The organism is Virgibacillus flavescens, assembly GCF_050574275.1.
Lineage (GTDB): Bacteria > Bacillota > Bacilli > Bacillales > Amphibacillaceae > Virgibacillus_F > Virgibacillus_F flavescens.
In genome coordinates this window covers 2,241,753-2,268,085 of the sequence record NZ_CP192260.1, presented here as the reverse complement: position 1 = coordinate 2,268,085, position 26,333 = coordinate 2,241,753, and the positions used below count along the sequence as shown (strand labels likewise).

29 protein-coding genes and 1 riboswitch are annotated in these 26,333 nt (G+C 36.3%); of the genes, 7 read left to right on the top strand and 22 right to left on the bottom strand.

The genetic code is table 11. From position 1 onward, the window contains the following. Positions 1–6: 6 nt before the first annotated feature. From accC to spoIIIAA, 10 genes are all read right to left on the bottom strand, one after another. A complete protein-coding gene (gene accC / locus VBD025_RS10910) occupies positions 7–1,365 on the bottom strand; it encodes an acetyl-CoA carboxylase biotin carboxylase subunit (protein ID WP_430785350.1) in 1,359 nt (452 codons plus the stop codon). A gap of 13 nt (positions 1,366–1,378) precedes the next feature. Beyond that, positions 1,379–1,879, bottom strand: a complete 501-nt coding sequence (gene accB, locus VBD025_RS10905) for an acetyl-CoA carboxylase biotin carboxyl carrier protein (protein ID WP_430785348.1) — start codon at positions 1,877–1,879, stop codon at positions 1,379–1,381. A gap of 255 nt (positions 1,880–2,134) precedes the next feature. Beyond that, positions 2,135–2,686, bottom strand: coding sequence for a SpoIIIAH-like family protein (locus VBD025_RS10900; protein WP_430785346.1), 552 nt, complete (start codon positions 2,684–2,686; stop codon positions 2,135–2,137). A gap of 13 nt (positions 2,687–2,699) precedes the next feature. Beyond that, complete coding sequence (spoIIIAG, locus tag VBD025_RS10895) at positions 2,700–3,338, bottom strand: stage III sporulation protein AG (protein ID WP_430785344.1); 639 nt, start codon at positions 3,336–3,338, stop codon at positions 2,700–2,702. Beyond that, complete coding sequence (gene spoIIIAF, locus VBD025_RS10890; protein WP_430785342.1) at positions 3,335–3,955, bottom strand: stage III sporulation protein AF; 621 nt, start codon at positions 3,953–3,955, stop codon at positions 3,335–3,337. Before spoIIIAF ends, spoIIIAG begins: the two co-directional genes overlap by 4 nt. A 12-nt stretch (positions 3,956–3,967) precedes the next feature. After that, positions 3,968–5,158: a stage III sporulation protein AE gene (gene spoIIIAE / locus VBD025_RS10885; RefSeq protein WP_430785340.1), complete on the bottom strand. Its 1,191-nt coding sequence runs from the start codon at positions 5,156–5,158 to the stop codon at positions 3,968–3,970. Positions 5,159–5,201: 43 nt separating this feature from the next. Further along, positions 5,202–5,594: a stage III sporulation protein AD gene (spoIIIAD, locus tag VBD025_RS10880; RefSeq protein WP_430785338.1), complete on the bottom strand. Its 393-nt coding sequence runs from the start codon at positions 5,592–5,594 to the stop codon at positions 5,202–5,204. 6 nt (positions 5,595–5,600) lie between these two features. Further along, positions 5,601–5,807, bottom strand: a complete 207-nt coding sequence (gene spoIIIAC, locus VBD025_RS10875) for a stage III sporulation protein AC (RefSeq protein WP_430785336.1) — start codon at positions 5,805–5,807, stop codon at positions 5,601–5,603. Positions 5,808–5,880: 73 nt separating this feature from the next. Further along, the gene (gene spoIIIAB / locus VBD025_RS10870; RefSeq protein WP_430785334.1) at positions 5,881–6,393 is read right to left on the bottom strand and encodes a stage III sporulation protein SpoIIIAB; all 513 of its coding nucleotides are present in this window, start codon (positions 6,391–6,393) and stop codon (positions 5,881–5,883) included. Beyond that, positions 6,381–7,316: a stage III sporulation protein AA gene (gene spoIIIAA, locus VBD025_RS10865; protein WP_430785332.1), complete on the bottom strand. Its 936-nt coding sequence runs from the start codon at positions 7,314–7,316 to the stop codon at positions 6,381–6,383. The genes spoIIIAB and spoIIIAA overlap by 13 nt, the downstream gene beginning before the upstream one ends. Before the next feature lie 165 nt (positions 7,317–7,481). On the opposite strand from spoIIIAA, the gene VBD025_RS10860 reads away from it, so the two are divergent. After that, positions 7,482–8,111, top strand: coding sequence for a hypothetical protein (locus VBD025_RS10860; RefSeq protein ID WP_430785330.1), 630 nt, complete (start codon positions 7,482–7,484; stop codon positions 8,109–8,111). 84 nt (positions 8,112–8,195) lie between these two features. On the opposite strand, the gene efp is transcribed toward VBD025_RS10860, so the two are convergent. From efp to VBD025_RS10840, 4 genes are all read right to left on the bottom strand, one after another. Beyond that, positions 8,196–8,753, bottom strand: coding sequence for an elongation factor P (efp, locus tag VBD025_RS10855; protein WP_430785328.1), 558 nt, complete (start codon positions 8,751–8,753; stop codon positions 8,196–8,198). A 29-nt stretch (positions 8,754–8,782) separates the two neighbouring features. After that, on the bottom strand, positions 8,783–9,844 hold the full coding sequence (locus VBD025_RS10850; protein WP_430785326.1) for a M24 family metallopeptidase: 1,062 nt from the start codon (positions 9,842–9,844) through the stop codon (positions 8,783–8,785). A gap of 15 nt (positions 9,845–9,859) precedes the next feature. Further along, positions 9,860–10,291 (bottom strand): type II 3-dehydroquinate dehydratase, encoded by a 432-nt coding sequence (gene aroQ / locus VBD025_RS10845; protein WP_430785324.1) that lies wholly within the window; start codon positions 10,289–10,291, stop codon positions 9,860–9,862. 93 nt (positions 10,292–10,384) lie between these two features. Beyond that, complete coding sequence (locus VBD025_RS10840) at positions 10,385–10,912, bottom strand: YqhR family membrane protein (RefSeq protein ID WP_430785322.1); 528 nt, start codon at positions 10,910–10,912, stop codon at positions 10,385–10,387. A 372-nt stretch (positions 10,913–11,284) separates the two neighbouring features. On the opposite strand from VBD025_RS10840, the gene VBD025_RS10835 reads away from it, so the two are divergent. Continuing rightward, a complete protein-coding gene (locus VBD025_RS10835; protein ID WP_430785320.1) occupies positions 11,285–11,656 on the top strand; it encodes an SA1362 family protein in 372 nt (123 codons plus the stop codon). Between the two features lie 31 nt (positions 11,657–11,687). Here the strand turns inward: VBD025_RS10835 and VBD025_RS10830 are convergent, their stop codons facing one another. The 3 genes from VBD025_RS10830 to VBD025_RS10820 form a co-directional block, all read right to left on the bottom strand. Continuing rightward, positions 11,688–12,575: a patatin-like phospholipase family protein gene (locus tag VBD025_RS10830; protein ID WP_430785318.1), complete on the bottom strand. Its 888-nt coding sequence runs from the start codon at positions 12,573–12,575 to the stop codon at positions 11,688–11,690. A 75-nt stretch (positions 12,576–12,650) separates the two neighbouring features. Beyond that, the gene (gene mntR / locus VBD025_RS10825; protein ID WP_430785316.1) at positions 12,651–13,064 is read right to left on the bottom strand and encodes a transcriptional regulator MntR; all 414 of its coding nucleotides are present in this window, start codon (positions 13,062–13,064) and stop codon (positions 12,651–12,653) included. 147 nt (positions 13,065–13,211) lie between these two features. Next, on the bottom strand, positions 13,212–15,773 hold the full coding sequence (locus tag VBD025_RS10820; RefSeq protein ID WP_430785314.1) for a vitamin B12-dependent ribonucleotide reductase: 2,562 nt from the start codon (positions 15,771–15,773) through the stop codon (positions 13,212–13,214). Between the two features lie 383 nt (positions 15,774–16,156). On the opposite strand from VBD025_RS10820, the gene VBD025_RS10815 reads away from it, so the two are divergent. Continuing rightward, positions 16,157–16,540 carry a rhodanese-like domain-containing protein gene (locus VBD025_RS10815; protein ID WP_430785312.1) on the top strand — a complete coding sequence of 128 codons (384 nt, stop codon included), beginning with the start codon at positions 16,157–16,159 and terminating at the stop codon, positions 16,538–16,540. A gap of 43 nt (positions 16,541–16,583) precedes the next feature. On the opposite strand, the gene gcvPB is transcribed toward VBD025_RS10815, so the two are convergent. The 3 genes from gcvPB to gcvT are packed head-to-tail and all read right to left on the bottom strand — an operon-like array spanning position 16,584 to position 20,501. Continuing rightward, positions 16,584–18,041 carry an aminomethyl-transferring glycine dehydrogenase subunit GcvPB gene (gene gcvPB / locus VBD025_RS10810; protein WP_430785310.1) on the bottom strand — a complete coding sequence of 486 codons (1,458 nt, stop codon included), beginning with the start codon at positions 18,039–18,041 and terminating at the stop codon, positions 16,584–16,586. Further along, positions 18,034–19,383: an aminomethyl-transferring glycine dehydrogenase subunit GcvPA gene (gcvPA, locus tag VBD025_RS10805; protein ID WP_430785308.1), complete on the bottom strand. Its 1,350-nt coding sequence runs from the start codon at positions 19,381–19,383 to the stop codon at positions 18,034–18,036. The genes gcvPB and gcvPA overlap by 8 nt, the downstream gene beginning before the upstream one ends. Positions 19,384–19,394: 11 nt before the next feature. Next, positions 19,395–20,501 carry a glycine cleavage system aminomethyltransferase GcvT gene (gcvT, locus tag VBD025_RS10800; RefSeq protein ID WP_430785306.1) on the bottom strand — a complete coding sequence of 369 codons (1,107 nt, stop codon included), beginning with the start codon at positions 20,499–20,501 and terminating at the stop codon, positions 19,395–19,397. A gap of 170 nt (positions 20,502–20,671) precedes the next feature. After that, a riboswitch (glycine riboswitch) is annotated at positions 20,672–20,771 on the bottom strand. A 188-nt stretch (positions 20,772–20,959) separates the two neighbouring features. Here gcvT and VBD025_RS10795 point away from each other — a divergent pair. Both VBD025_RS10795 and VBD025_RS10790 read left to right on the top strand, forming a co-directional pair. Further along, complete coding sequence (locus VBD025_RS10795; RefSeq protein ID WP_430785304.1) at positions 20,960–22,621, top strand: DEAD/DEAH box helicase; 1,662 nt, start codon at positions 20,960–20,962, stop codon at positions 22,619–22,621. Then, positions 22,611–23,399 (top strand): YqhG family protein, encoded by a 789-nt coding sequence (locus tag VBD025_RS10790; protein ID WP_430785302.1) that lies wholly within the window; start codon positions 22,611–22,613, stop codon positions 23,397–23,399. Before VBD025_RS10795 ends, VBD025_RS10790 begins: the two co-directional genes overlap by 11 nt. A gap of 74 nt (positions 23,400–23,473) precedes the next feature. Here the strand turns inward: VBD025_RS10790 and VBD025_RS10785 are convergent, their stop codons facing one another. Beyond that, a complete protein-coding gene (locus tag VBD025_RS10785; RefSeq protein WP_430785300.1) occupies positions 23,474–23,653 on the bottom strand; it encodes a YqzE family protein in 180 nt (59 codons plus the stop codon). 41 nt (positions 23,654–23,694) lie between these two features. Then, entirely contained in the window at positions 23,695–24,195 is a 501-nt protein-coding gene (locus tag VBD025_RS10780) for a shikimate kinase (protein WP_430785298.1), read from the bottom strand. Positions 24,196–24,297: 102 nt separating this feature from the next. Here VBD025_RS10780 and comGA point away from each other — a divergent pair, with 102 nt between their 5' ends. Both comGA and comGB read left to right on the top strand, forming a co-directional pair. Then, positions 24,298–25,305: a competence type IV pilus ATPase ComGA gene (gene comGA / locus VBD025_RS10775; protein ID WP_430785296.1), complete on the top strand. Its 1,008-nt coding sequence runs from the start codon at positions 24,298–24,300 to the stop codon at positions 25,303–25,305. Continuing rightward, positions 25,268–26,323 (top strand): competence type IV pilus assembly protein ComGB, encoded by a 1,056-nt coding sequence (gene comGB, locus VBD025_RS10770; RefSeq protein ID WP_430785294.1) that lies wholly within the window; start codon positions 25,268–25,270, stop codon positions 26,321–26,323. Before comGA ends, comGB begins: the two co-directional genes overlap by 38 nt. Positions 26,324–26,333 lie beyond the last annotated feature (10 nt).

The following is a 26,333-nucleotide window of genomic DNA, read 5'->3' as shown; positions in this document are numbered from 1 at the left end:
ACTCCCTTATTTAACTTTTTCAAGAATAGGATTTTCTTCCAAAAACTTCGTATTGAAATCTCCTTTTTCAAACACTTCATGTTCCATGATTAAACGGTGGAACGGAATTGTTGTATGTACTCCCTCTACAACAAATTCGTCCAATGCGCGTTTCATTGCATTAACCGCATCCGCCCGCGTCGGTCCGAATGTAATTAATTTTGCAATCATCGAATCATAAAAAGGAGGAATCGAGTATCCTGGATAAGCTGCCGAATCAACTCTTACACCAAAACCACCTGGTGGTAAATACATTTCAATTTTACCTGGTGAAGGCATAAAGTTTTTGAACGGATTCTCAGCATTTATGCGACATTCAATTGCCCAGCCTTCGAATTTGATATCTTCTTGGCTAAATGATAATTTCTCGTTGTTCGCTACTTTAATTTGCTCTTTAATCAAATCAATTCCTGTAACCATTTCAGTAACTGGATGTTCTACCTGTATGCGTGTGTTCATTTCCATGAAATAAAAGGATTTACTTGCACGGTCGAAAATGTATTCAATGGTTCCTGCACCAACGTAGTCAACAGCTTTTGCGGCTTTGACAGATGCATCTCCCATTTTTTTGCGTATTTCTTCAGTTAAAGCCGGTGAAGGAGATTCTTCAACTAGCTTTTGGAGTCTGCGTTGAATTGTACAGTCACGCTCTCCAAGATGAACTACATTTCCGTGTTGATCTGCCATTATCTGTATCTCTACATGGCGAAAATCTTCAATATATTTCTCCAGATATACACCTGGGTTTCCGAAGGCTGTTTCGGCTTCTTTTTGTGTAACACGAATACCTTTAATTAACTCTTCCTCGCTCCGTGCAACACGAATACCTTTTCCTCCACCGCCAGCAGTAGCTTTGATGATAACAGGATAACCAATTTCATTAGCTACTGATCTAGCTTCTTCCTCATTTTCAATGATCCCATCTGATCCAGGTACAATCGGTACGTTAGCGGCATTCATCGTTTCTCTCGCCACATCTTTAATACCCATTTTCTGAATGGAATGTGCAGATGGTCCTACAAATATAATATTGCAGGCTTTGCAAATCTCAGCGAAGTCAGCGTTTTCTGCTAAAAATCCATATCCAGGATGAATAGCATCGACTTCCGTTAAGGTTGCTAAACTTATAATATTAGTAAAGTTTAAATAGCTGTCTTTACTTGCGGTAGGTCCTATACAATATGCTTCATCTGCTAATTGTACGTGTAACGATTCTTTGTCAGCTTCAGAGTAAACAGCGACTGTTTGTATATCCATTTCTTTACATGCACGAATAATACGAACAGCTATTTCTCCTCTGTTAGCAATTAACAGTTTTTTAATCAATTGTTCCATCCCCTTATTTAGTCTTTACTCTAAATAGTGGTTGACCGTATTCTACTAATTCTCCATCTTCCACTAAAATCTCAACTATTTCACCAGATACCTCTGCTTCAATTTCATTAAATAATTTCATTGCTTCTACGATACAAACTACTGTATCATTCGTTACTTTAGATCCCTTTTGAACGTAGCGGTCACTTTCTGGTGATTCAGCTGTGTAAAGAGTTCCTACCATTGGTGATACAATTTCGTAGTCAAAATCTGTGTTTGATTCTTGTGCTGAAGTATTCTCAACTTCTTTACTAACCGGTTCCGTTTTATCCAACTTAGCTTCCGGAACTTTTACTTCTTCTGTTTGTTGAAGTTTTTCAACTACTTCTTTTGGTGTCGCTGCTACTACTTGATCAGCAGATTTCTTCATCGAAATTTTTGCACCATCCAGTTCATAAGTGAACTCATTAATAGTGGATTGATCAACTAATTTAATTATTTCTCTGATTTCTTGTACTTTTAACATGCTTGGCACTCCTTCTTGTCATATAAAAATACGAACAGGTACTTATAACTCCTCTTAACATTTTACGCTAAATTGCAGTAAAACTTCAACCCATTACCTGATTCAGTTTAAAGTTAAGTCCATAATGGGCAATTAGTAAGCGTTTTCCTAATTTCTATTATATCAATGATAACAATTGTTTGCGAATAGTTTAATAAAAGCCTAATCAAAAATGACTCCGATTTATTAACCGGAGTCATTCATCATTACTGTATACTATTCCTCAGCTGTTTCTTTAAAATTTACGTTAACTGGGACTTCACCAAATTCGTCTCGTGCCATTTGCATGATATTAACAACTTCTTCTTTTGATAATTCATCTGCTTTAACATGTATTTGTACTTGAGATTGATCGGACCTTACTAGTACGTCCTGATATCCTGCATTTGCCATAATTGATTCTTCCAGCACAACTTCTTTGGTTGCTAGCTGATCAAGGTCTTCCATTTCATTAAGTGCCTCATTTTTTTCTTCCGTTGACGCCGAACTGGAAGCTACAACATCTTCTAATCTATCTTTAATCTCACTCCGCGAATCTGTCAGCTCCATACGAATGGTGGTGAATAACTCATCTTGTCCAACATTTGAGATCTCGTCAACTGTCGCCTGATCTTCAGCTCCTTCAGTAGAAACAACATCTCCATCTTCCGTTAGGCCATTATCGATAAACGCCTGATCTTCCATATCTGGTGAGGTCATGTAGTAAACACTTAACACAATCATCAAACTGAGCATTGTTAACAACCATACTGTTTGTTTTTTTAACATAAATTAATCTCCCCTAACTTTTTGACATTACTGAAACTCTATGTGTTGGAACATCCAGCACTTTTGAAACAGCTTCGACCACCCATTTTTTTACTGTTGCATGGTCAACGCCTTTAGCGATTACAAATACACCTCTTACCTCTGGCTTCTTTGTTTGGATTAAGAGAGGTACTTCCTTATCTCCTTGCCTAACAAGGACTACTTGAGATTCTCTTGTATAGTCCTCGATTTCACGAGTACCACCATTTTTATCTGATTCATCAGTAGTTTGTTTACCTGTTATGAGGTTTTTCTCATAGACTTTTACTTTTGTTGAATCAAGATTCACCATAATCTCAACTTCTGATACTCCATTAATTTTATCCAGCAATTGCTTTAATTCTTTTTCATAGTTTTCTTCCAGAGCATCTACATTGGATGTTGTTGAGTTTTTTTCACTGAATGTCTGATTTGTTTCTGGTGCCGGTACAGCTGTTTCTTGGACCATTTCTACTTGATCAGGGTCTACTGAATTGGAAAATACATTTGCTATAACAATTAATAATAATCCAGTAATTCCAATTAAGAGAAGATACTTGCTTTTTTTGACTGGAATCTTTTTTTCAGAAGTGACTTCTGGATTTTTAAAAAACTTCTTTATAATTTCTTTCAAGATGTCCCCCCCTTCCAGATAACGGTTACTTGTTTATCTTCCACTTCCCATATGTCCTTTAAAAGATTTGCTACTTTTTCTAAATCTGGGCTATCCTTCGAACGTTTTGGAGTGTCTGTGCTGATATTCACTTCATCGACAATGTCTACATCCTCCTCACTTTCTTCTGCGTGATTTATATAAACAATGACTTCCTCTAAATCTTCATACGTTGATCCATTTTCTGTTGTGAATAAGAGTTCCATATCTGTTATAGCTACTTGATAGGATTCTAGTAAAGGGGTCTTAGCGAGATCTGTTAGTGGGACAGCCATTTGTTCTTCAATATATGCAAGTTGTCCGTCTTGTATTTCATTTTTTTGAAATTCTATTAAACTTTTCATATCTTTTTCATTAACGTTATAACTCTCAAGTCTTTTATACGAAGAGTTTAACGCGTCTTTAATATCAATATGAAATAAATAAAATACTGGCTTTAAAAATATAAGAATTAAAATCAGTGCAACGACCAACTTTATATATTTTTTCATGGATGTTGCTGGTATAAGTAATTCGACAATTGTTGCTAGCAGCATAAATATAATAATTTGTGTGATCCATTGCGTTATTGCATCCATGATTAGCCCTCCTTACCGGAGCATTAAGGTAATATTCCCTGCCACAACGAGTATTACAATTGCTAGAAAAAACATAAGCGTTACAGCTATAAGTGAAGCCAGAATAAACATGATGTGCTTACTTATTACATTTAAGCTTTCTATGATTGGACCGTCTCCTATAGGCTGGAGCACTGCAGCTGCCAGTTTATAGATAAACGCAATTGCAAATATTTTTAATGCAGGAAATAACGCGATTAATACGATGCATAACAGACCGACGATCCCTACTGAATTCTTTAGTAATAAAGAAGCACTCAGGATTGTATCTGCCGCATCGGTAAACGTTCTTCCTACAATAGGTATGAAGTTACCAGTAATAAATTTGGCTGTTTTCATTGCTACGCCATCCTGAATAGCACTTGCTGCACCTTGAACGGATAATACGCCTAAGAATATAGTGAGAAATACACCTAACACACCAAGGCTTACTGATTTAAGTAAGCTTGCTAAATGCGTCACCTGATAACTATCTGTTAGCGTGCTGACAATTAGTAAAAGTGCCGATAGGAATAATAAAGGTAAAACAAAATTTGAAACGAGCATCCCACTGGCAAAAATTAAAAAGACTATTATCGGGTGGAAAAAAGATACCGTAATAATACTTCCAAATGTGGCCATTAGTCCTAGTATTAATGGCAATAATGCAATAAGAAAACTGCTCATTGCGTCAATTGCATCTTTGGTATAGGAAAATACTAAATAAAAACTGTTTAGAGCAATAAAAAGTAAGACTAGATAAACTGTAAAATATGCAATTTTACTTACCATGCTATTCTCAAATGCATTGTGCATCGTTTGTAATAGAACAGAAAACAACGTTAACATCATTAAAAGTCCCAGTAATTTGCCGTTAACGATAATTTCATGAAAAAAATATTCTACAACTCCCAGAAGCGTATCCTTGATAGAAAAAGATCCGTTATTTTTAACAAACTCATAAAGACTTGCTTTTTCCAGTGTTGGAATGTAGCCATTGTATTGATCTATTAATTTATTCCAGTGATGTTCAATACCATCGAGTGAGACCTTCTCCAGCACACCACCTTCTATTTCTGAAATCGTAGTGGGAGGAGAAGTAGATGTAGCAGCCAAAGATGTATATTCAAATGTCAGAACTATAAAAATAGCAATAGCAATTACAATCGATTTAGAATATCTCATCCATTCATTACTGCTCCCTTCCCTATGCTTTTATAAACCCCATTTAACTTACCGGCAAAAAGTTCAGTATGGCTTCAATTACTGCCGAAATAATTGGTACTGCTAATATCAATATAAAAACTTTACCTGCTAATTCTATCTTCGAGGCTATACTTTTCAGACCAGCATCTCTTGTTATGTTGGCACCTATTTCTGCGATATAAGCGATGCCTATAATTTTAAGAATGGTCTCCATATAGACCCCTTCAATTGATGCTTTTTCTCCAAGTGATTCTATCAATTTCAGTACAGCACCAATCTGTGTAATAACAACGGACAATATTATGATGCCGGTAAGTATAACTAATAAGTATGCGATGGATGTATGTGTATCTTTTAGTATTAGAAATAACAGGCTTGATATAATTCCAAATATAACGATTTGTAAAATATCCATTTCAGACTATCCTTGATATAGAAATACTGATTTGATTTGTTGAAATAGATCCGCTAATCCATTTACCACTATTATGAGAACAAGAATGAATCCTACTAATGTAGCAAATTGGGCAATTTCTTCTTTTCCCATTTGCTTTAAAATCGTGTGAATTAATGCTACTATAATCCCAATTCCTGCTATCTGAAATAGTATAGATGCATCCGTAATCATCGTTGTGCCCCTTTCCCTGACCAGACTACTCACCTAGCCCGGTATCTATATATATCAACTACTGTTGCTATGATTAAATAATCAGCAGTACGATAAATAAACCAACCAATACCCCCAAACTTTTTGCCATTTTACTGTATTTGAGCTCATTAATACGCGCTTCTTCCAGTTCGCGGTCTAAGTGGTGTGCAGCTAATTGAATATGTTTTTGCTGCTGTGTGAAATCATGCTGACCAAGTGTCCTGCCAAATTGGTTTAAAATTTCTTTTTCGTTCTTTCCAATCGCAAATTGCTTACTGAATTCTTCAACATGATGACTCCAAATGCTATACAAATCAGTCGTATTTTCATCCAGTTGACTGGTCATATTTTGAAAAAATAACTTAGTCGGTTTTGGCATCTGACTGGCAATATTGGCAAAGGCATCTCGTAAAGTTAATTGACTATAAAGAATCTCTGCTTCTAATATCTGTAACGCATTTTTAAATTGTCGTATAATCCTTGGACGTTCCTGAAATCTATTTCCAATTTCAAAGCCTATCCATGTCGTGGTACCGATGAATAGAAGTGCTCCTATCCATTCCATGCCTTAAGCCCCTCTATTTTTTGTAGTATATTTAGCCCTTCCTCATTGTAAATTGCCTTCACAAATCCTGGAGACTGTTTTTTTTCCAACAGCACAAATCGCTTGAATACGTTTTGTTCAAATAGGGGTTGAAGGGAAGGTCGTTTATTTATTTCCTGGAGGGTTTGTCCATGTACAGAACAAATAACAACGACTCCCGCCAGAATTGCTTCCATTAATGCTTGTACATCTTTCGTACTTCCAATCTCATCTACTACCAGTACATCAGGTGACATGGAGCGTATCATCATCATCATACCTTCTGCTTTAGGACAAGCATCCATTAAGTCTGTCCTAGTCCCTACATTATGTTGAGGTACTCCCTTTATAGAACCTCCTATTTCAGAGCGCTCATCGATAACTGCAACTTTTTTTGGTGAACGATCTTGCCAACCAGAAGAAATTAATCGAACAGTATCTCGAATTAACGTAGTTTTTCCAGTCTGGGGAGGCCCAATGAATAACGTATTCAAATACTTTTCTTTGTATATATACGGAATAATTGGTTTGGCTGCATCGATCTTTTGTTTCGCTATTCGAATATTAAAAAATGCTATATGCTGAATCGCTTTAATTGTCCCCGCTAATGTATTAACTTTTCCGGCAAATCCTATCCGATGACCTCCTTCAATTGTTAAATAACCTTCTCGGAGTTCGTCCTCCATTCTGTATAAAGAAAAATTACTTAGCTGATTAAGAACAAACACGCCATCCTGACTGTTAGGTTTAATGGAAGTTATCCATTCTACTTCTTTATCAAAGATCAACTCAATAGGCTGATTAAGTCGAAACCGTATTTCCTGCAGCGCATCCCACCTGTCATTTACTTTCATTTGTACAGCAATTTTTATATTTTCAGGAAATATGCGTAAAATCTCATCCATAGATAAACCACCCTACTATCGTTTATAGTATTTATATGTGTATGGATGATATATATGACAGTTATGCTTGATGCAAAAATATTATTGAATTTGTATTTCTCAGAATTGTAATATATGTTAAACTTTGAATATAAAACTTTTATTCAGAAGGTCGCAGGAGGTAATATGAAAAATTTAATAAATATGCTAGTCATTCTATTAATTGCATTATTTGTGGTAGGCTGCAGTCCGGACACGGAGTCAAAGAATGAGTCTAAGTCTACTTCAGAGGATTCAACAAAATCAGAGGAATCTGGCGCCGTTCCGGAGTCGAAAAAGTCAGAAAATCCTTTACAGGATGTCATGGAGGCTTATCCGGATGTTCAGTCGAAGTGGAGGAATCTACCGACCGACTTCCAAAAACGAGTTATCGTTCCTCAGTTGAATACAATTCCATTCCAAGTGGATACTGTAAGTGTCTTCACTTTAGCAACAGGCGTATTGCCACCTGGTGTTAAAACTAATTTTGACATTATCTTCAAGTCCAAAAACAGTTTTCCAAGGCTCCATGTAACAGCTTTTGATGTTGATGGACAGGAACCAACCTTTGGAGATTTTACAAGCAAAGCAGAACTTGAAAGTGATATAGAAGGTTACTATACGGAGAATAAGAAAGATAAAGAAATCAGTTGGCTGAGTGAAGATGAAAAAATACGCTATCTTGTGAAGTATATGGAAGGCGAGAGTAAAGAAATATCTATTACCAAGGAACAATTAATTAAAATCGCTAATTCAATGATTGAGCAAACAAAATAGTTAAAGCAAAAACGAGCAGTCCTAGTGGACTGCTCGTTTTTTTTGGTAAGTAAGACTTACCGATAAGGCATAGTTTCTAAAACTTTATGCTCTCGAAACATATTTTCCGTCTGTGGTGCTAATAATCAGAACTTCTCCCTGATTAATAAAAAATGGTACCTGGACTGTAATTCCGGTTTCAAGCGTAGCAGACTTCGTCCCACCGCTTGCTGTATCACCTTTTATACCGGGTTCCGTTTCAGTAACTTCCAGTTCTACGTTTTTCGGAAGATCAACACCAAGTACCTCATCACCATAGGTTATTACTGCTACTTCCATATTTTCTTTAATAAACTTTAATTCTTGTTGGATTTGACTGGATTGCAAATCAATTTGCTCATACGTATTGGAATCCATAAAGGTGTGTGCTTCACCTGATGCATATAAGTATTGCATTTTCTTATTTTCGATATGTGCTTTCTCGACTTTTTCTCCACCACGAAAAGTTTTTTCCTGGATGTTGCCATTTCGCAAATTTCGTAATTTAGAACGAACGAAAGCAGCACCTTTACCAGGCTTTACATGTTGGAATTCAATTACTTGCCATAGGTCTTTATCCACTTCTATTGTTAACCCAGTTTTGAAGTCGTTAACTGAAATCATTATTTATTCCTCCTCTAATGGTGCGTTATTTATAACTGTATAAGTTCTTTAGTAGCATGCGTTAATCGCTCATAACCAGTCTCTGTTACCAAGACATCATCTTCTATACGGCAACCACCGACATTTGCTACATAAATGCCCGGTTCAACAGTTACTACCATACCCGCTTCTAATTTAATATCCGATTTAAAGGATAGTCCAGGACCCTCGTGTACTTCCAAGCCAATACCGTGGCCAGTAGAATGACCAAAATATTTTCCGTATCCTTTTTCAGTGATGTAGTCCCGTGTCAGTGCGTCAGCTTCAACCCCAGTAATACCAGGTTTAATTCCTTCAACACCTTTTAGTTGTGCAGTTAATACGGTATCGTATATTTTCCGTAATTCATCACTGATCTCACCGACGGCCACCGTCCGAGTAGTGTCAGAACAGTATCCATTGTATAGTGCGCCGAAGTCCAATGTCACAAGCTCACCATTTTCAATCTTCTTATTAGAAGCAACACCATGTGGAAGTGCTGATCGGTAGCCAGACGCCACAATAATATCGAAACTTGATGAAGTTGCACCTTGTTTTCGCATGAAAAACTCTAGTTCATTTGAGATATCAATTTCTTTTACTCCCGGCCTTATATAGCTTTGTATATGTTCAAAAGCATCATCAGCAATTTTCGCTGCATCTTTTAATATAGATATTTCTTCACTAGTTTTAATTAATCGAATCTTTTCCACAAGACCACTAACCGGAATTAGTTTTTTATCAATTGTTTTTTCATATAATTCATGAGTAGCATATGTCATATGGTCCTTTTCGAATCCAACACGTGTAACATTCATTTCATCTAATTGAACTTTAATTTCTTCTATTATACTTTTTTTGTGTTCCACAACTTTAAATGCTGTAGCTTGTTCGTTAGCTTGTTCTGTATATCTGAAGTCAGTAATAAAACGAGTATCACTCATACTGACAATCGCTACACCTGCAGTTCCAGTAAAGTTAGTTATGTATCTTCTGTTAAACGGACTCGTAATGATAATTGCATCAAGATTATTAGACGATAAAGCTGAACGTAATTTTTCTATTTTTTTCATTTCCCTCAACCCTTTCTATTCATTTTCTATAAACGCCATTGCTGCAAGCTTATACCCTTTTAATCCTAGACCGGTAATTTGGCCAATGCACACAGGTGCAAGCAATGAACGATGACGAAATTCTTCACGATTGTATACATTTGAAATATGTACCTCAATAACTGGTGTATCGATTGCTTTAATTACATCACGTAAAGCTACACTTGTATGTGTGTAAGCGGCCGGATTAAAAATAACACCTTTAAATTTTTTGTTTGTATCCTGTAATCTGTCTATCAATTCTCCTTCATGATTAGACTGAAAAGACTCAATTTCAAAACCATACTGTGCGGTAAAGAGTTCTAGAGACTTTTCAATATCTTCTAAGGAGAAATCTCCATAAATACCATTTTCACGATTTCCTAACAAATTTAAGTTTGGACCATTTAGTAATAATAAACGATTCATACGTATTTACTCCTCAAGAAAACATGATTATCGGACTTTTTAAGTTTATCATAAAGAAAAACATTTTAATAATTATAAAGAAAAAAAACAGCATCATCGCTGTTTTTTACCTGTGTTATTTTTCAAGTCTTTGCCCCGAATGATTGTATCATTATAATCATAGGAAATAGAATATCCTATAAATGTTCCATATAATACGTAAAGACAAAACGTTGATACAATTGTATTTTTTCCTAGTTCTCGAAGATCAGGAATGTTAGGGAATATTGGCTGCAAAATATAAAAAACGAGTCCCCATAAAACAATGCCAAACATAGTTCCAACCCACATTGAATGTCTTTTTCTCAGAAGCATATAATACAGTAGTGCAACGACAATGGAAATAACTCCTACGACTACAATCGAAATTATATTGCCTAACCACTCATGCGTCCACTTTGCGTCCAGCCACGACCGTAATATAAATGATGCAGGACTTACACTTGAAAAATTAAAGTAAAACATAAAAAATCCAAAAGTACTCCAAATAAGCCCACCAATAAATCCAGTTAAAAGCGACCTAGCCAATAAGGAGTATGATTTTTCCTGTTTATTTTGCTCTAATTTCTGTCTTTTTGCCACTAACGACACCTCCCTCCGTAGTATGACCAAATCAACAGAAAGGTATCATACGAAAATAAGAATTTGATAAAATTTTAAGACAAAGCTAGTGAATATCAAGTTTTTCTAGTAAAATAGAATATATAAGTTTGGAAATTATTAAGAGAAATCCATATAAAAATTGAATATTTTTATTTGAAAAGGAAAGAATTTAGAGTGTAGAAGCTTTAGGTATGATTGTTTGTGGTATAGATTAAAAAACGCAGCTTATCGCTAAGCCCTTATGTCGAAAGCCTAAGTTGCACTTATGCAGTAAGAAAGGATTTATACTTTTTTACCTGCTAAGAAATGGATCACTATTCTTGTCAGGATGATTTGAAAGGAGGCAAACTGATGTTTCGTAATAAATTTTCTATTTTCATTTATGCTATTGTAGCTCTTGCTGGAATTGGATTACTCTCGCAATTATTTACCAACCCAGTTAACTTTCTCTCAAATATATTGCTTATGCTGGGTATTGGTCTAGCAATTTTCTCAGCAATCTATTTCTTCTTTTTCAGAAAAAGAAACACATCAAATGATATGAAAAAATATAAAACCGCTGTTAGACAATCAAAATCAAAATATGCTGCGAAGAACTACAATGCGATTGCTGGAAATGCAAAAAAGAAGCCGCCCACTCAAGTAAAAAGAAAAGCAACTAAACGGGCGACTCATTTACGTGTGATTGATGGAAATAAACGAAAAAAGCGAGCTACTTTTTAAAAGAGCTCGCTTTTTATTGTGTTACTATGAATTATGGCCATTTCATTAGGAATTCACTGGCACTTTGTTCTCCTAATCCTATTAAATGTTCTCGATCATTTACCTTGATTTGAAAATCCGTAGTATCCACGTGACTAATAGGTATATAGATCGTATTTTTTTGATGAGATGCAGAAACATACCGGAGATCATGCGCCTGTTTCATTGTGGTGAACATGGAAAAAGACATTTCCAGCAAGTTCTTTATCCTCTTAGGATCTTCAAATGCTGTATTTCCACTAAGTTTAACTCCTAACACAGGACGTAAATTCTGTTTATTGGGTTGATCAAATATCCATAATGGATAATTGCTTAATAATCCTCCATCTACAACTAAGCTTTCAGTAGGGGATTTGCCCGAAATTTTAGAGGGCATAAATAAATAGGGGTACCCTGCACTCATTCTGATTGCCTTAGCTATAGGGAAGTGGGCAGGATTTAAACCGTATATTTGCTCAAGATCATCGGGTATAACCACTAATTTACCGAGTGATAGATCGCTTACTACTACTTTTAAATACCCAGGTTTTATATCACTAAAAGTAAAAATTTTCTTTTTAGCAAGCTGATCGTAAATCCACTCTTCCATGTAGTCGCCTTTATAAAAACCCATTTTATAATAGAGATAAAACCACTTACTCAATGGAATTAACTTGCTTAAAGCAGGTTTATCCAGAAACTTTTTGACGTCTACTTCACTTATAATTTCTTCTATATCTTTTAAGGAATAATTTGCCGCTAACAGACCCGCAACAATAGCTCCGGCAGAAGTTCCAGCAACTCGTTCGATTTGGAAGTTATTCTTGTGCAGAATTCTTAGTACGCCTAGAAACGCGAAAGACTTTACCCCACCACCTGAAAAAACAACATCAATTTTCATTGGTCATCTCCTTATGGTGTCTTTTTACATACTAAGCGTTTAAAGAAAAATTAGAACTGAGGACAACTAAAATTTTTACTTTTCGTATTCCATTTTCCTTAAATCATCAACTCTTGTTTTATCTTCTTTAAAGTATTGTACAAGCTCTCCAATACGATCGATTGAGTTCCAGCTTAAGTGATGTTCAATCCCCTCAACATCTTCATATATCTTATCTTTATCCACACCAATTATTTCTAAAAACTGCTCCAGTAGCTCATGTCGAAAAACTAGTCGTTCTCCAATTTTTTTTCCTTTTGATGTAAGAATAAAACCACGGTATTTTTCATAATTTACATACTCATCTTTATCTAGCTTCTGAATCATTTTTGTTACAGAAGAAGGATGAACAGCCAATTGTTCAGCAATGTCTGATACGCGAGCATAGCCTTTTGATTCCATTAAAATATAAATTTGTTCTATATAATCTTCCATACTAGGTGTTGGCATGTTAACTCCTCATTTCAAAGAATAATTTTTTAGCATATGCAAAAGTGTTTCTATATAAAAAGCATACAGGAACTGTTTTAGGGATACAAGAGGCATGAAAGAAAAAAGAACAAGCCAGTTCTCGGCTTGTTCTCTAAACTCATGTTTTTATAATCCACATTTTAATTGTGCACCACAATTTGTACATGTATTACAACCGCCCATATCCTCAACACTACCCTTGCGACAAACTGGGCAAGTATCTCCAACTTCTGAGCCAATCATTACATTTGTTTTTTCTAATTCATGAACTGTATCCACCAACACTACTTTTGGTTTGGTAGGTGTTATATCTTCTTTTGCGCTATCCTCAAAGCTGTTATCCTCAGCTTTTAAGGTTAATACCTGTGAGTCACGGCTGCCATCCACATATACAGTGCCGCCTTTAGCGCCACCGTTGTATAGACGACGGTAAACATTTTCTACTTGATCTACGGTATATCCTCTCGGAGCGTTGACAGTCTTAGAAATTGAACTGTCAACCCAACGCTGAATAACACATTGCGTATCCGCGTGCGCTTCCGGTGCTAACTCCATTGCCGTGATAAACCATTTAGGTAAATTATCCGCGTCTTGTCCAGGATTATTCTCCAAATATTTCTCAACAATATCAGCTTTTACTTCAATAAATTTACCAAGTCTTCCACTTCTGTAATATGTGAAGGAGAAGTACGGTTCTAAACCTGTAGAAACGCCCACCATTGTGCCAGTGCTTCCAGTCGGAGCAACAGTCAGCAGGTGAGAATTACGAATTCCATATTTAAGGATATCTTCCCTTAAGTCCTCTGGCATTTGTTTCATGTATCCAGTATTTATAAATGCTGTGCGGAGCGATTGTGTTTCTCTTTCAGACTTCCCGATTAGAAATGGAAAACTGCCTTTTTCTTTCGCTAACTCAATTGATGTACGATAAGCAGTTACAGCAATGTTTTCGAAAATCTGATCTACGAGATGGTTTCCTTCTTCAGAACCATATTCTGTTTCACAATATATCAGCAGGTCATGAAGTCCCATTACACCGAGACCAACACGACGCTCACCAAGTGCCTGTTTTTTATTTTCTTCCAGGAAATAAGGAGTAGCATCAATTACATTATCCTGCATGCGCACGCCTGTACGAACTGTTTCTCTTAACTTTTCGAAGTTAATTGATTTAGTATCCCGATCCGCCATTTCAGCTAAATTAACTGCTGCAAGGTTACAGACGGAATAAGGTGCAAGTGGCTGTTCACCACATGGATTTGTTGCAACTACCTGATCTCCATAAGCTTTCGCATTTGTCTTCTCATTAGCATTGTCTATGAAAAAGATCCCTGGTTCAGCTGAGTATGTCGCACAGATATTAATAAGATTCCAAAGTTCTTTCGCTTTAATTTTGCGATAAACCCGAATGCCATATCCCATTTCTTCCCATTTACGAACGTCGCCAACGTCATGCCAGCTCTCATTATACTCTTTCATTTGTTCCTTATTATAATTTTCAACATCAGGAAAACGAAGATCGTACATTTCATCATTATCGATTGCATTCATCAATTCTTTAGTTAAACAAATGGAAATGTTAGCACCTGTGAGAAACTCGGCGTTATGCACAGAATAAGTGCCACCATTGTTTAGTTTTTCTTGTGCCTCCCTTATTGCTGCCTGAGTAAAACCGCCAAGGCCAGGGATGCTCCGATAATTCAGGATCCCTTGATAAAGATCCTTTTCCGTTTCAGTCAAGGGTGTAAACTTAAGCTTTTCTTTTGCAAGTTGCTTAATTTGTTTGTCCTCTGTGTTTTCTATTAAATAGCGCAGAATTCTTGGATTTTGCATTTTCGAAATAATAAATTCGATAATATCAGGGTGAGAATCTACCAACATTATCATTTGAGCTCCCCTGCGACTTCCGCCTTGCTCAACCAAATGAGTCAGTTTCGCAATGTCATCCAACCAGGATACTGACCCTGAAGATTTACCATTAACGCCCCTTGCAAGGGTATTGCGCGGGCGTAAGGTAGAACCATTCGTTCCAACACCGCCGCCTCTTGACATAATCTCCATGACTTGTTTTCTGTGATCAGAAATTCCTTCACGGGAATCGCGAATATACGGCATAACATAACAATTAAAATAAGTTACATCCGTTTCTGCTCCAGCACCGTATAGTACGCGACCAGCTGGAATAAAGTTCAGACTTGCTAATTCCTTATTGAACTTTTGAAACCATTCCTGTTGTTTCTCTTCAGTTGACTCCACATTTGATAACCCTGCAGCATTCCTGCTGGCAATCTGTTCATAAAATACTTCAAGCGGTTTATCAATGACATCTAGAGATCGTTTTACAATACCAGTAGCCGCTTCAGTTTCATTATCAAGTACAGATACAAATTCCTGAGAAACCTGAATATCAGCAACTTTATCTTCCCAATTTATTGATTTCACTATCCCAAAACCACGTGCAGGGAATTTCGGATCCGCTTTGACTGTAAGTACAACAAAGTCACCTGTTTTTAACGTTTTCTTCTCCGTGTCTTTAAAGGCGTAGCGATCTAACATCACTAACCGCGAAACTCCTTTATGTGTGAGGTTCATATCCTCTGTTATGGGATGAACCTGTGGAAATAATTCTATATCTTTGTTAAGCTGAACAACGTCAATTGTCTCGCTTTCTTTTACAGTAATCGACAATACCATCACTCCTTCTGAAACTTTTAATCTATAATCACTTTATCATTTTACGAAGTTAATAACAATATATAGTATAAAAAAATTAACTGAATACTATATATTGAATTAAGTTCAAACAATATCGAAAATGTCAATACTTAAAAAACCGCGAAAAGCACCTTATTTTGTCGAAAATCAAAGTTAATCACATGAGATAACACGATTCTATACTTTTTTCACAGTTGCAAAATAAACAACTCTGCTAGTCAGTTGGTATATTCACCTTTCATTACTATATGGATACATCGTGTTAAAAATAAAAATAAAAATAAAAACTTTGAAAAATGAGGCTTGCGACCATATAATAGAATAGGTAGTAAAAGAGAAAAATTGGGGGATAAAAAATGGAATTACAATTTATACTATTAATTGCACTTACAGTGGCTATTATTGTATTCGCTGTATTACGTTATTTAAAGCAACGAAAATATTTAAAAACGTTAACAGAAGATCAATTCAGAGAAGGATACCGGAAAGCACAGCTGATAGATGTGCGTGAACCTCAGGAATTTAAAAAAGGACATATTCTTGGTGCACGTAATATACCAGTTACACAAATGAAGCAGCGTCTGGTAGAAATAAGAAAAGATAAACCAGTATACTTGTATTGTCAAAGTGGCTCAAGATCTGCAAGAGCAGCTCAGTTGCTTAACAAAAAAGGGTATGAAGATTTAAATCAACTTCAAGGTGGATTTAAAAAATGGACTGGTAAAGTTAAAAATTCATAAATAATAAAGGAGCGGAAACATTATGTTTCCGCTCCTTTATTATTTATTTATAGTATCTCAATATTGGTTTTCTCGCCGCGGTAGTTTCATCCATTCGTTTCACTATAGTTGTGTGTGGAGCTTCCTGGACCTTTTCAGGGTCATTTTTAGCTTCCTCCGAAATAGTAACCATCGTATCAATAAAACCATCGAGTGTTTCCTTTGATTCCGTTTCAGTTGGTTCTATCATTATTGCCTCTTCTACATTCAATGGGAAGTAGATTGTTGGTGGATGATACCCATAATCCAACAAACGCTTCGCAACATCTAAGGTACGGACCCCTAATTTTTTCTGTCTTTTACCTGATAACACAAATTCATGCTTACAGTGCTGCGGATAAGGTAAGTCGAATTCCTTTTCTAATTTACGCATCATGTAATTAGCATTTAGAACCGCATACTCACTTACCTTCTTGAGTCCTTCAGCACCCATCGTGCGAATATACGTATAAGCTCGCAGGTTGATGCCAAAGTTTCCGTAGTATGGTTTTACGCGACCTATAGAATTAGGGCGATCATATTCAAACGTGTACCCATCTTCTGTTTTTACAAGTAACGGTTTAGGCAGGTAAGGTTCAAGTTCCTTTGAAACGCCAACAGGACCTGAACCAGGACCTCCACCACCATGTGGTCCAGTAAATGTTTTATGCAGATTTAAATGAACAACATCAAATCCCATATCACCTGGACGGGTATAACCCATGATTGCATTTAAATTTGCGCCATCATAATATAATTTACCACCGGCTTCGTGAACAATTTTAGCCATTTCCAGAATCTCTGTTTCAAATAAGCCTAACGTATTCGGATTCGTAAGCATTAGCGCTGCAGTGTCTTTTCCAACAACACGTTTTAAGTCTTCTAGATCTACAATACCTTTTTCATTAGATTTAACGGTCACCGCTTCAAAACCAGCGACTGTAGCAGACGCTGGATTTGTTCCATGCGCTGAGTCCGGGACAATTACTTTTGTTCTCTCTGTATCACCATTTGCTTCATGAAGGGCACGGATCATCATTAATCCTGTCCATTCACCATGTGCTCCGGCAGCAGGCTGAAGAGATACTTCATGCATCCCCGTAATCTCTTTTAGTGATGTTTGTAAATCATAAAGCATCTCTAAAGCACCTTGTACTGTCTTTGGATCCTGATATGGATGGATGTGACTAAAGCCGTTCAAACGCGCTACATCCTCATTTATCTTCGGATTGTATTTCATCGTGCAAGACCCAAGTGGATAAAAACCTGAATCTACTCCATAGTTACGGTTGGATAAGCCAGTGTAATGACGCATTATTTCAAGTTCACTGACCTCAGGCAAATCTGGTGCTTCACTTCGGACGTACGCATCATCTAAACCTTCGTTAATATCTAGCTCCGGGACATCTAAATCAGGTAAACTATAGCTGGTTCTGCCTTCTTTACTGCGTTCAAATATGATTGGAAAGTTTTCGTTAGCCATGAATATCCCCCAGTTCTTTTACAAAAGCGTCGATCTGAGCTTTTGAACGTAATTCTGTAACCGCGATCAGCATGTGATCCTCTAATTCAGGGTATGCGCGTCCTAGATCATAACCACCAATTATCCCTTTTTTAAATAAGGTTTGATTTATTTCTGTAATCGGACTAGAAAATTTTACAACCAGTTCATTAAAAAATGGTCCGTCTGTTACTACATTCAGTCCTGCTTCCTGCAGCTGCTGCTTTGTGTAACGTGCTTTTTGCATATTAAGCTTTGCCATTTTTTTAATGCCTTGTTTTCCAATGGAGCTCATTGCGACTGAACTCGCTAATGCATTCAACGCTTGGTTTGAACAAATATTCGAAGTAGCTTTATCACGTCTGATATGTTGTTCGCGTGCCTGAAGCGTTAGAACAAATCCGCGTTGACCATCCTCGTCTTTTGTTTGACCAACTAAACGACCTGGTACCTTACGCATTAATTTCTCTGTCGTTGCAAAATATCCACAGTGTGGTCCACCAAACTGCGCGGGAATTCCAAACACTTGCGTATCACCTACAACAATATCAGCACCAAATTCTCCAGGTGGAGTCAAGTACCCTAATGCCAGTGGATTGCTTGATGTTATTAGCATGGCTTTCTTTTGTTTGCTCACTAATTCATTAATTTTTTCTAATGGTTCAATTTGTCCAAAAAAGTTTGGATATTGCACAACCACACTTGCCGTATCTTCGTCAAGTTCGCGGGCAAGCTGGTCTAAATCTGTAAGTCCATCTTTATAATCTATTTCAATTATTTCCAGGTTCGGTCCTTTTGCGTAGGAATCAATTACCGCTCTGGATTCAGGATGAACTGCTTTTGAAACAAGAATTTTTTTCTTTTTTGTGGTTGCAGCACTTAAGTTAACTGCTTCCGCAAGAGCGGTGCCACCATCATACATGGAGGAATTTGCTACTGCCATTCCAGTTAGTTCAGATATCATTGTTTGAAATTCAAAGATTGCCTGCAATTCTCCTTGAGAAATTTCAGGCTGATATGGCGTATATGCCGTGTAAAACTCCGACCGTGAGATGACATGGTCTACAACAGAGGGAATATAATGATCATACACACCAGCTCCTAGGAATGAACTGTATTCAACTAAATTTGCATTTTTATTGGCCATTTCTGCCATTTCACGCTTTAACTCGACCTCGCTTGTTGGCACTTTTAAATCAAGTTCCTTGTTCAATCGAACTTGTTTAGGTATGTCAGAAAATAACTCTTCCGTATTATCTACACCAATAGTAGACAGCATCTCTTTCTTATCAGCATCTGTCATTGGTAAATATCTAAATTCCATCGTAGTCCCTCCTATTTTTCCCGTTTATAAAATGGTGTTTTGACTACTTTTGCAGCCAGTTTACGTTTGCGTACCTGTACGACAACTTCTGTACCTTCTTTAGCAAATTCACTTTTCACTAACACTAATCCTACATTTTTATTTAACGTCGGGGACTGAGTACCGGAAGTTACAAATCCTATTTCATCACCCTCAGCAGTGACCTCGTAACCATGTCTTGGAATTCCTTTATCAATCATTTCAATTCCAACAAGCTTTCGATCAGGACCATTTTCAACTTGTTGCTTTAGAACGCTTTTCCCATTAAAGTCTGACTCTTTATTAACTTTTACAGCAAAACCAAGACCAGCTTCAATTGGAGTGATGTCCTTTGATAATTCCTGTCCATATAAAGCTAAATTAGCTTCAAATCGCAGTGTATCACGTGCTCCTAACCCAATTGGTTCGACACCATCTTCTTTTCCTGCTTCTAAAATCGATTTCCATAAATCTACTCCGCTTGCAGAATCAATATAAATTTCAAAGCCATCTTCACCAGTGTAGCCAGTTCGTGAAACGATTGCTCCTGCGTCAATGCCTTTAAATTGTACAGAGTTTTCAAATCTAAAGAATTTAATCTCACTTAAATTTGTATCTGTAAGCTTTTGCAGTACAGTTTCAGCTTTAGGACCTTGCAGAGCAAGTTGTACATATTCCTTTGAAACATTCGAAACCTTTACATTTTCTATAGTTTGATCTTTTATCCATTCAAAATCTTTTTCTGTATTTGCTGCATTAACGACTAATAAATATTTTTTTTCTTCGAGCATGTAAACAATTAAATCATCTACAGTTCCCCCATTTTCGTAACACATAATGGTATATTGTGCACGTTTTGGAGTTAACTTCGAAACATCATTTGTCAATAAACGCTGGAGGAAATCCAGGCTGCCTTCTCCCTCTACGATGATTTCACCCATATGTGAGACATCAAACAAACCAGCTTTCGTACGTGTAACTTCATGTTCGTGCTTAATACCGGAAAATTGTACAGGCAGATCCCATCCACCGAAATCAACTGTTTTTGCGCCGGATTCCTTATACACCGGGAATAAAGGTGTTTTTAATAAATCGCTCATTTAATTCACTCCTTTTTTAAACATAAAAAAATAGAGATTTCCACTTACAGTTGGAAATCTCTGTCCTTAAACCAGAAAGTTGCGCATTCTACAGACATTTCATCCTGAAAATGCTTGCTTCGTTGGTGGTTCACTTTTGAACATACCTAAGTAAACACTCTCCAGAGTTGCGTCCTACAAGAGTCTATTTGCCTGAGAGATTCACAATATGTTTGCTCCTTCGGCGTCACTGATAGTAAGACTAACAGCAAACTCTCCCCTTGTATTCATTCGCTTTATGAAATAAGTAATAGTTGGTTATACTAAGTACCATTACCTGCGAAAATTCTATTTATTTTTTTCATTATAGCATACTATTGCTTAGATTAAATATAAAATTTCACATAATTTGTGTAAGAAATTCCTGCTGCATGTCGATTTTTTTGTATCTAACATAACTCTTAAAAAGGAAGATTTGGATGAAGCATATACATATCGAAAAAGATAAGAATTTTATTAAAGATCTACATCAAACTTTGGAACAAAATGGTCCTTTCTCATCATGGGAATTATTTCAAATGGCTTACCAGGCTGAGTTAACTACCATGACTCCTACATTCACTGAATTACGTGCGTTGAAATATGTACCACATGTAACGTTTCTTCCCCATCAGCTTGACTGTGCAAAACAAGTTATCGAACAAATGAACGGACGGGCAATTCTAGCTGATGAAGTAGGTTTAGGTAAGACAATTGAAGCAGGTATTATTTTAAAGGAGTACATGGTTCGAGGTTTAATCCAAAAAGTTCTCATCCTAGTTCCCGCTTCGTTAGTCAATCAGTGGGTTCAGGAACTGAATGAAAAGTTTTATATACCAGCAGTTTCTTTCAGGAAAAATTATGCCTGGGATCAGTGCGATATAATTGTATCTTCTATTGATACAGCAAAACGATCACCACACCGCGAAATTATTTCCGATCTGAACTTTGACTTTATCTTAATTGATGAGGCACACAAATTAAAAAACCATAAAACTCAAAACTATGAATTCGTTCGTTCATTAAAGAAAAAATACTGCCTCTTATTAACAGCTACTCCAGTCCAAAATAAATTATCAGATATATTTAATCTGGTTTCCATACTGAAACCAGGGTATTTAGGAAATTATGAAGAATTCCTGCAGCGATATGGAACAGATCGAAAGAAAATTAAAGAAGATAAGTATTTAAAACAATTGATTCAACACGTTATGGTACGAAACACGCGAACGAATACGGAGCTAAACACAGTAAAGCGCCATATTAAAACGGTATGGCTGCCTTTTTCAGATGATGAAAGAATCGTTTACGAGGAGCTAGAACGTTTATCTGCACAATTACCCGGATTCACAAAGATTACATTACAAAGAGAATTTTGCTCTTCAAGAGAAGCATGTTACTTATCATTGAAAAAAATGTATGAGAAATCACCACATATTAGCGGTTTTGAGTCGTTATTGACAAAAATTGAACAATTACCACACCATAGTAAAGCAGAAAAATTATTAGAGATTGTGAAAGAACTCAATGGTGAGAAAGTGATTATATTCACGGAATATCGTTCAACTCAGCTTTACTTACAATGGATCTTACAACAAAACGGTATTTCTTCCGTACCATTTCGCGGGGGATTTAAAAGGGGGAAAAAAGACTGGATGAAGCAGTTATTTCAGAACCATGCACAAGTTTTGATTGCTACTGAAGCAGGCGGTGAAGGAATTAACCTGCAATTCTGCCACCATTTAATTAACTATGATCTTCCTTGGAACCCAATGCGATTAGAGCAGCGAATAGGACGCATCCATCGATATGGGCAGGAAAGTGATGTGTTTATTCATAATTTAGCAATTAGCGGTACGCTGGAGGAGCATATTATGAACCTGTTGTATGAAAAAATTAACTTGTTTGAACGTGTAATAGGAAACCTTGATGCTATCCTAGCCGAATTAAACATTCAAGACGTGGAAGAAGAAATCAAAACCATATTTTCAGAATCCTCCTCTGCCGGAGAGACAAGAATTAAATTAAATAACCTGTCCTCTATTATTGAGAACAGGTCGGCACACGCTCAAGTCGAGGAGGAACAACAATATGGCAATTGAAAACCTTAATTCTTTTCTTCAAGATTATTTTACTGCCCACAATTGTCAGATACAACTTAATAAAGAAGGCGTTCTTCAAGTAAAATTAACCGAAGAAATTGATAAGAGTCTAATGAATCGACCATTTTATTGGCATTATATGAATAAAATGGGCAGAGAAGGAGAAACGACCACACTTACATTGATAACGAATCCAAATAAACGTGAGGAAAAGGGAGACTGGATTCATTTTGGCAGTCCAAGACTCCAGCAGATTCTTAAGAGTGTCACAGACAATGAACGATTTACAAAACTTTTTCAATCGGATGGGTCCATTATAAAGTCACCATTGTTTCCCTGGTTAGTAGTCAATATTAAGATAAGTTATCAGGGCAAACAAAATAAAGATGAAATAATCTCATTAGGATTACATCTCATAAATGGATTGATGTATAAAGATATGATGTCGCTGCTGGAACGTATTAAATTAAAACCTGTTATTGATGATTATTGTTATACGATTGCTCCAATTATTAAAATGGAGAGCGGTTTTACACGAATTGAAACTGTACTTGATGATTATATAAACAATCAGACTCATACATGGGCAGATGAGGCTCTGCACACCCTGCAGGAAGAAATGCAGCTGATTAACCATTTTTATACAGACAGCACTGATGAAGCTGCAAATTACGACCATATGCAAAAAGAAATTGATGCTGTGAAAGAAAGATATACGCCAAAAGTTACGTATCATGTTATTAATGGTGGGATATTTTATTTAAAGGAGGACTTTTAATCTTAGAAAACTTAGCTTTTCGCCAAGTCTTATCTGCAAAAAAAAAATTAGTAGCTGTTGTCAATAATCAGCTACTAATTTGCTTTCTTCCAGAATACTTTTATGGCTAAGGGGAGCATTCCTAACCATCTGTTAGAAATTACGTCTTGTGTTTTTTTCTTCTTCATTTTTCGATTATTTCTTTCTTCATTAGATGAATCCAAATACGAAATGAATCGACCTGTTAGATATTTTATATATTCGTTTCCACTCATCATACCACCTCTTACAAATAGTATGGGATAATAAATGGTATTTATTCATTTTCCAGCCTGCTTCTAATCTCGTTTGCTATATGTTCAATTGATTGACCATCTGTAGAAACGATAATATTTGCAAATGTACGATAGAGCTCCATTCGTTTAACATAAAGCTTTTTCTGACTGCTCTTTTTTTGATTCCACAAAGGACGAGTTCGATCTGCTTCTAATCGCTCACTAATTGTCAGAAATGAAGTATCCAGCAATACGATCTTGCCTGACTTCTTCATTTGCTCCACATTTGCAGGTGTTTCAACGATTCCACCGCCTGTGGCAACCACACAACTTTTTGTCGGCAGACTAGCTAATGCCTCAGTTTCGTATTCACGAAATTTAGACTCACCTTCAAGAGCAAAAATGTCAGCAATCTTTTTATTTGTTTGATCTTTAATGAGCAAATCTGTATCAACAAAAGCAAGCTCCAAAAGTCCACTTAAATGCTTTCCTACAGAACTTTTTCCGCTCCCCATAAACCCAATCAAGTATATATTTGTCATTTATTAATACCCCCTAAATTTTTTTTTGCGAAAAAAGAAGGAAAAACCAATGCAGTGTCGAATATAATAATTCGTTGCGAAAAATAAGGAGGTGATACGTCATTGATATCCGCAGCAGACCTCTCTAAAAAACTTCTCTTATCTTCTTTTCATGCATTAGCATCAGATATCCACTTTTATCCATTTCCAAATCACACTGATATTTATTTCCGAATTCTTGGAAAGCGTGTTTTTCATTGCAGCATTCCTGCTTCCCATTACCAGCTGTTACTCACTTATTACAAATTTACCTCCGGAATGGATATCGGAGAAATAAGAAAACCACAAAATGGTATCATTTCCTATAGTGATGATTCTCAGCATTTCGCCCTTCGCTTATCTACACTTCCAGTAAACCATATGGAAAGCCTCGCTATTAGAATTTTACCACAAGACACAATCTTAACCCTCGAAGAGCTTTTTCTTTTCCCATACCAGCTGAGAAAAATAAAAGAATGGATTAAAAACCGATCTGGTATCATTCTGTTTACTGGGCCAACTGGAAGTGGCAAGACCACTACATTGTACGCTTTACTTCAAACTATTCTTGAAGAAGAATCATACCAAACCATCACCTTAGAGGATCCCGTTGAAAAAGAAATATCGAACATATTACAAGTTCAAGTGAACGAAAAAGCAGGCATAACATATCAAGCCGGTTTGAAAGCTGCTTTAAGACACGATCCCGATATTATTATGGTTGGAGAAATTCGCGACAAAGAAACTGCCAAATTTGCGTTTGATGCTTCGCTTACTGGACATCTTGTTTTAAGTACGCTTCACGCTAAAAACGCAGAAGGAACCATTCATCGACTACTGGAAATGGGTTTAACAATTACTGATTTACAACAATCCCTTATTGCTGTAGCAGCATTACAGCTGTTACCGATAAAAGCGAATCAATCTATCTCACGACGAGCAGCAATTCTCGAATTGTTAGATGGTCAATTACTCGAACAATCATTAGGAGGAAAAGATACGAAATTATCAGCATTTCAATCCTTTGAAGATTTAAGGAGGAAAGCATATTTGTATGGATTTATATCTAAGGAACTTTTTCTCTCACACTAAACGAAACAAACTGCCTAATGAAATCCAGTTATTATACCTATCGCGTCTTCTCAGGTTATTAAAAACTGGTTATAGTTTATTGGATGCTCTTGAAGTTATGAAATGGGACCGTCATATGATTGAGCCCACTAAAATCATCATACAAACTTTAAAAGAAGGACATACACTTGATCAGGCGTTTTCTGATGCTTCATTTAACCCTACTATAACTTCTTATTTATATTTTGTCAGAGCTAATGGTGATCTTCAAGCAAGTATTGAAAAGTGTATGGAAATGTATACGCAACGCCTGGAGTTCACATCCAAATTTAAGAAAACCATTCGTTATCCACTTCTATTGCTTATCATCTTCTCCATTCTTCTGTATTTCATTAAAAGTTCTATCCTCCCTTCCTTTGCTGACCTGTTTTCCGCTAATGCTGCTACCTCTTCAACCGTAACCTTATCGCTTCAAATTATTAACGTTTTCGGTACGTTACTATGGATTAGTTTAAGTACATTACTTTTTCTCCTTATCTTTTGGAAAGCATTTAGACAAAAAATAAGTGTAGTTAGACAAATCAGGATATACCAGCATATACCTATTTATCGGAGTTATAAGCGATTGCAAACTTCCTTCCTGTTCGCGACACACTTCAGCTCCTTATTAAAAACAGGTATGTCATTCAAAGACATTTTGACAATTATGGCCAGCCAATCTCAGCTCCCCCTGATTTCCCATATTACGTCATTAATGATAAAGGAATTGAATAAGGGGAATCACATTAATCATCTAATATCCCAAACGTTTTTATTTGAGAAACAGATTGCACATATATTTCAAAAGAATTCGGATACTTCTTCACTTGAAAAGGACCTAACTGTTTATGCAGGAATCATAACAGAAGAGCTAAATCGGAAAGTCACTAAAGTTATCACGTACATTCAGCCTATATTTTTTGTTATTTTAGCAGGATTTATCGTTTTAATTTATACCACGCTAATGTGGCCAATGTTTCAATTAATCAAAACAATTTAATGGAGGTTTT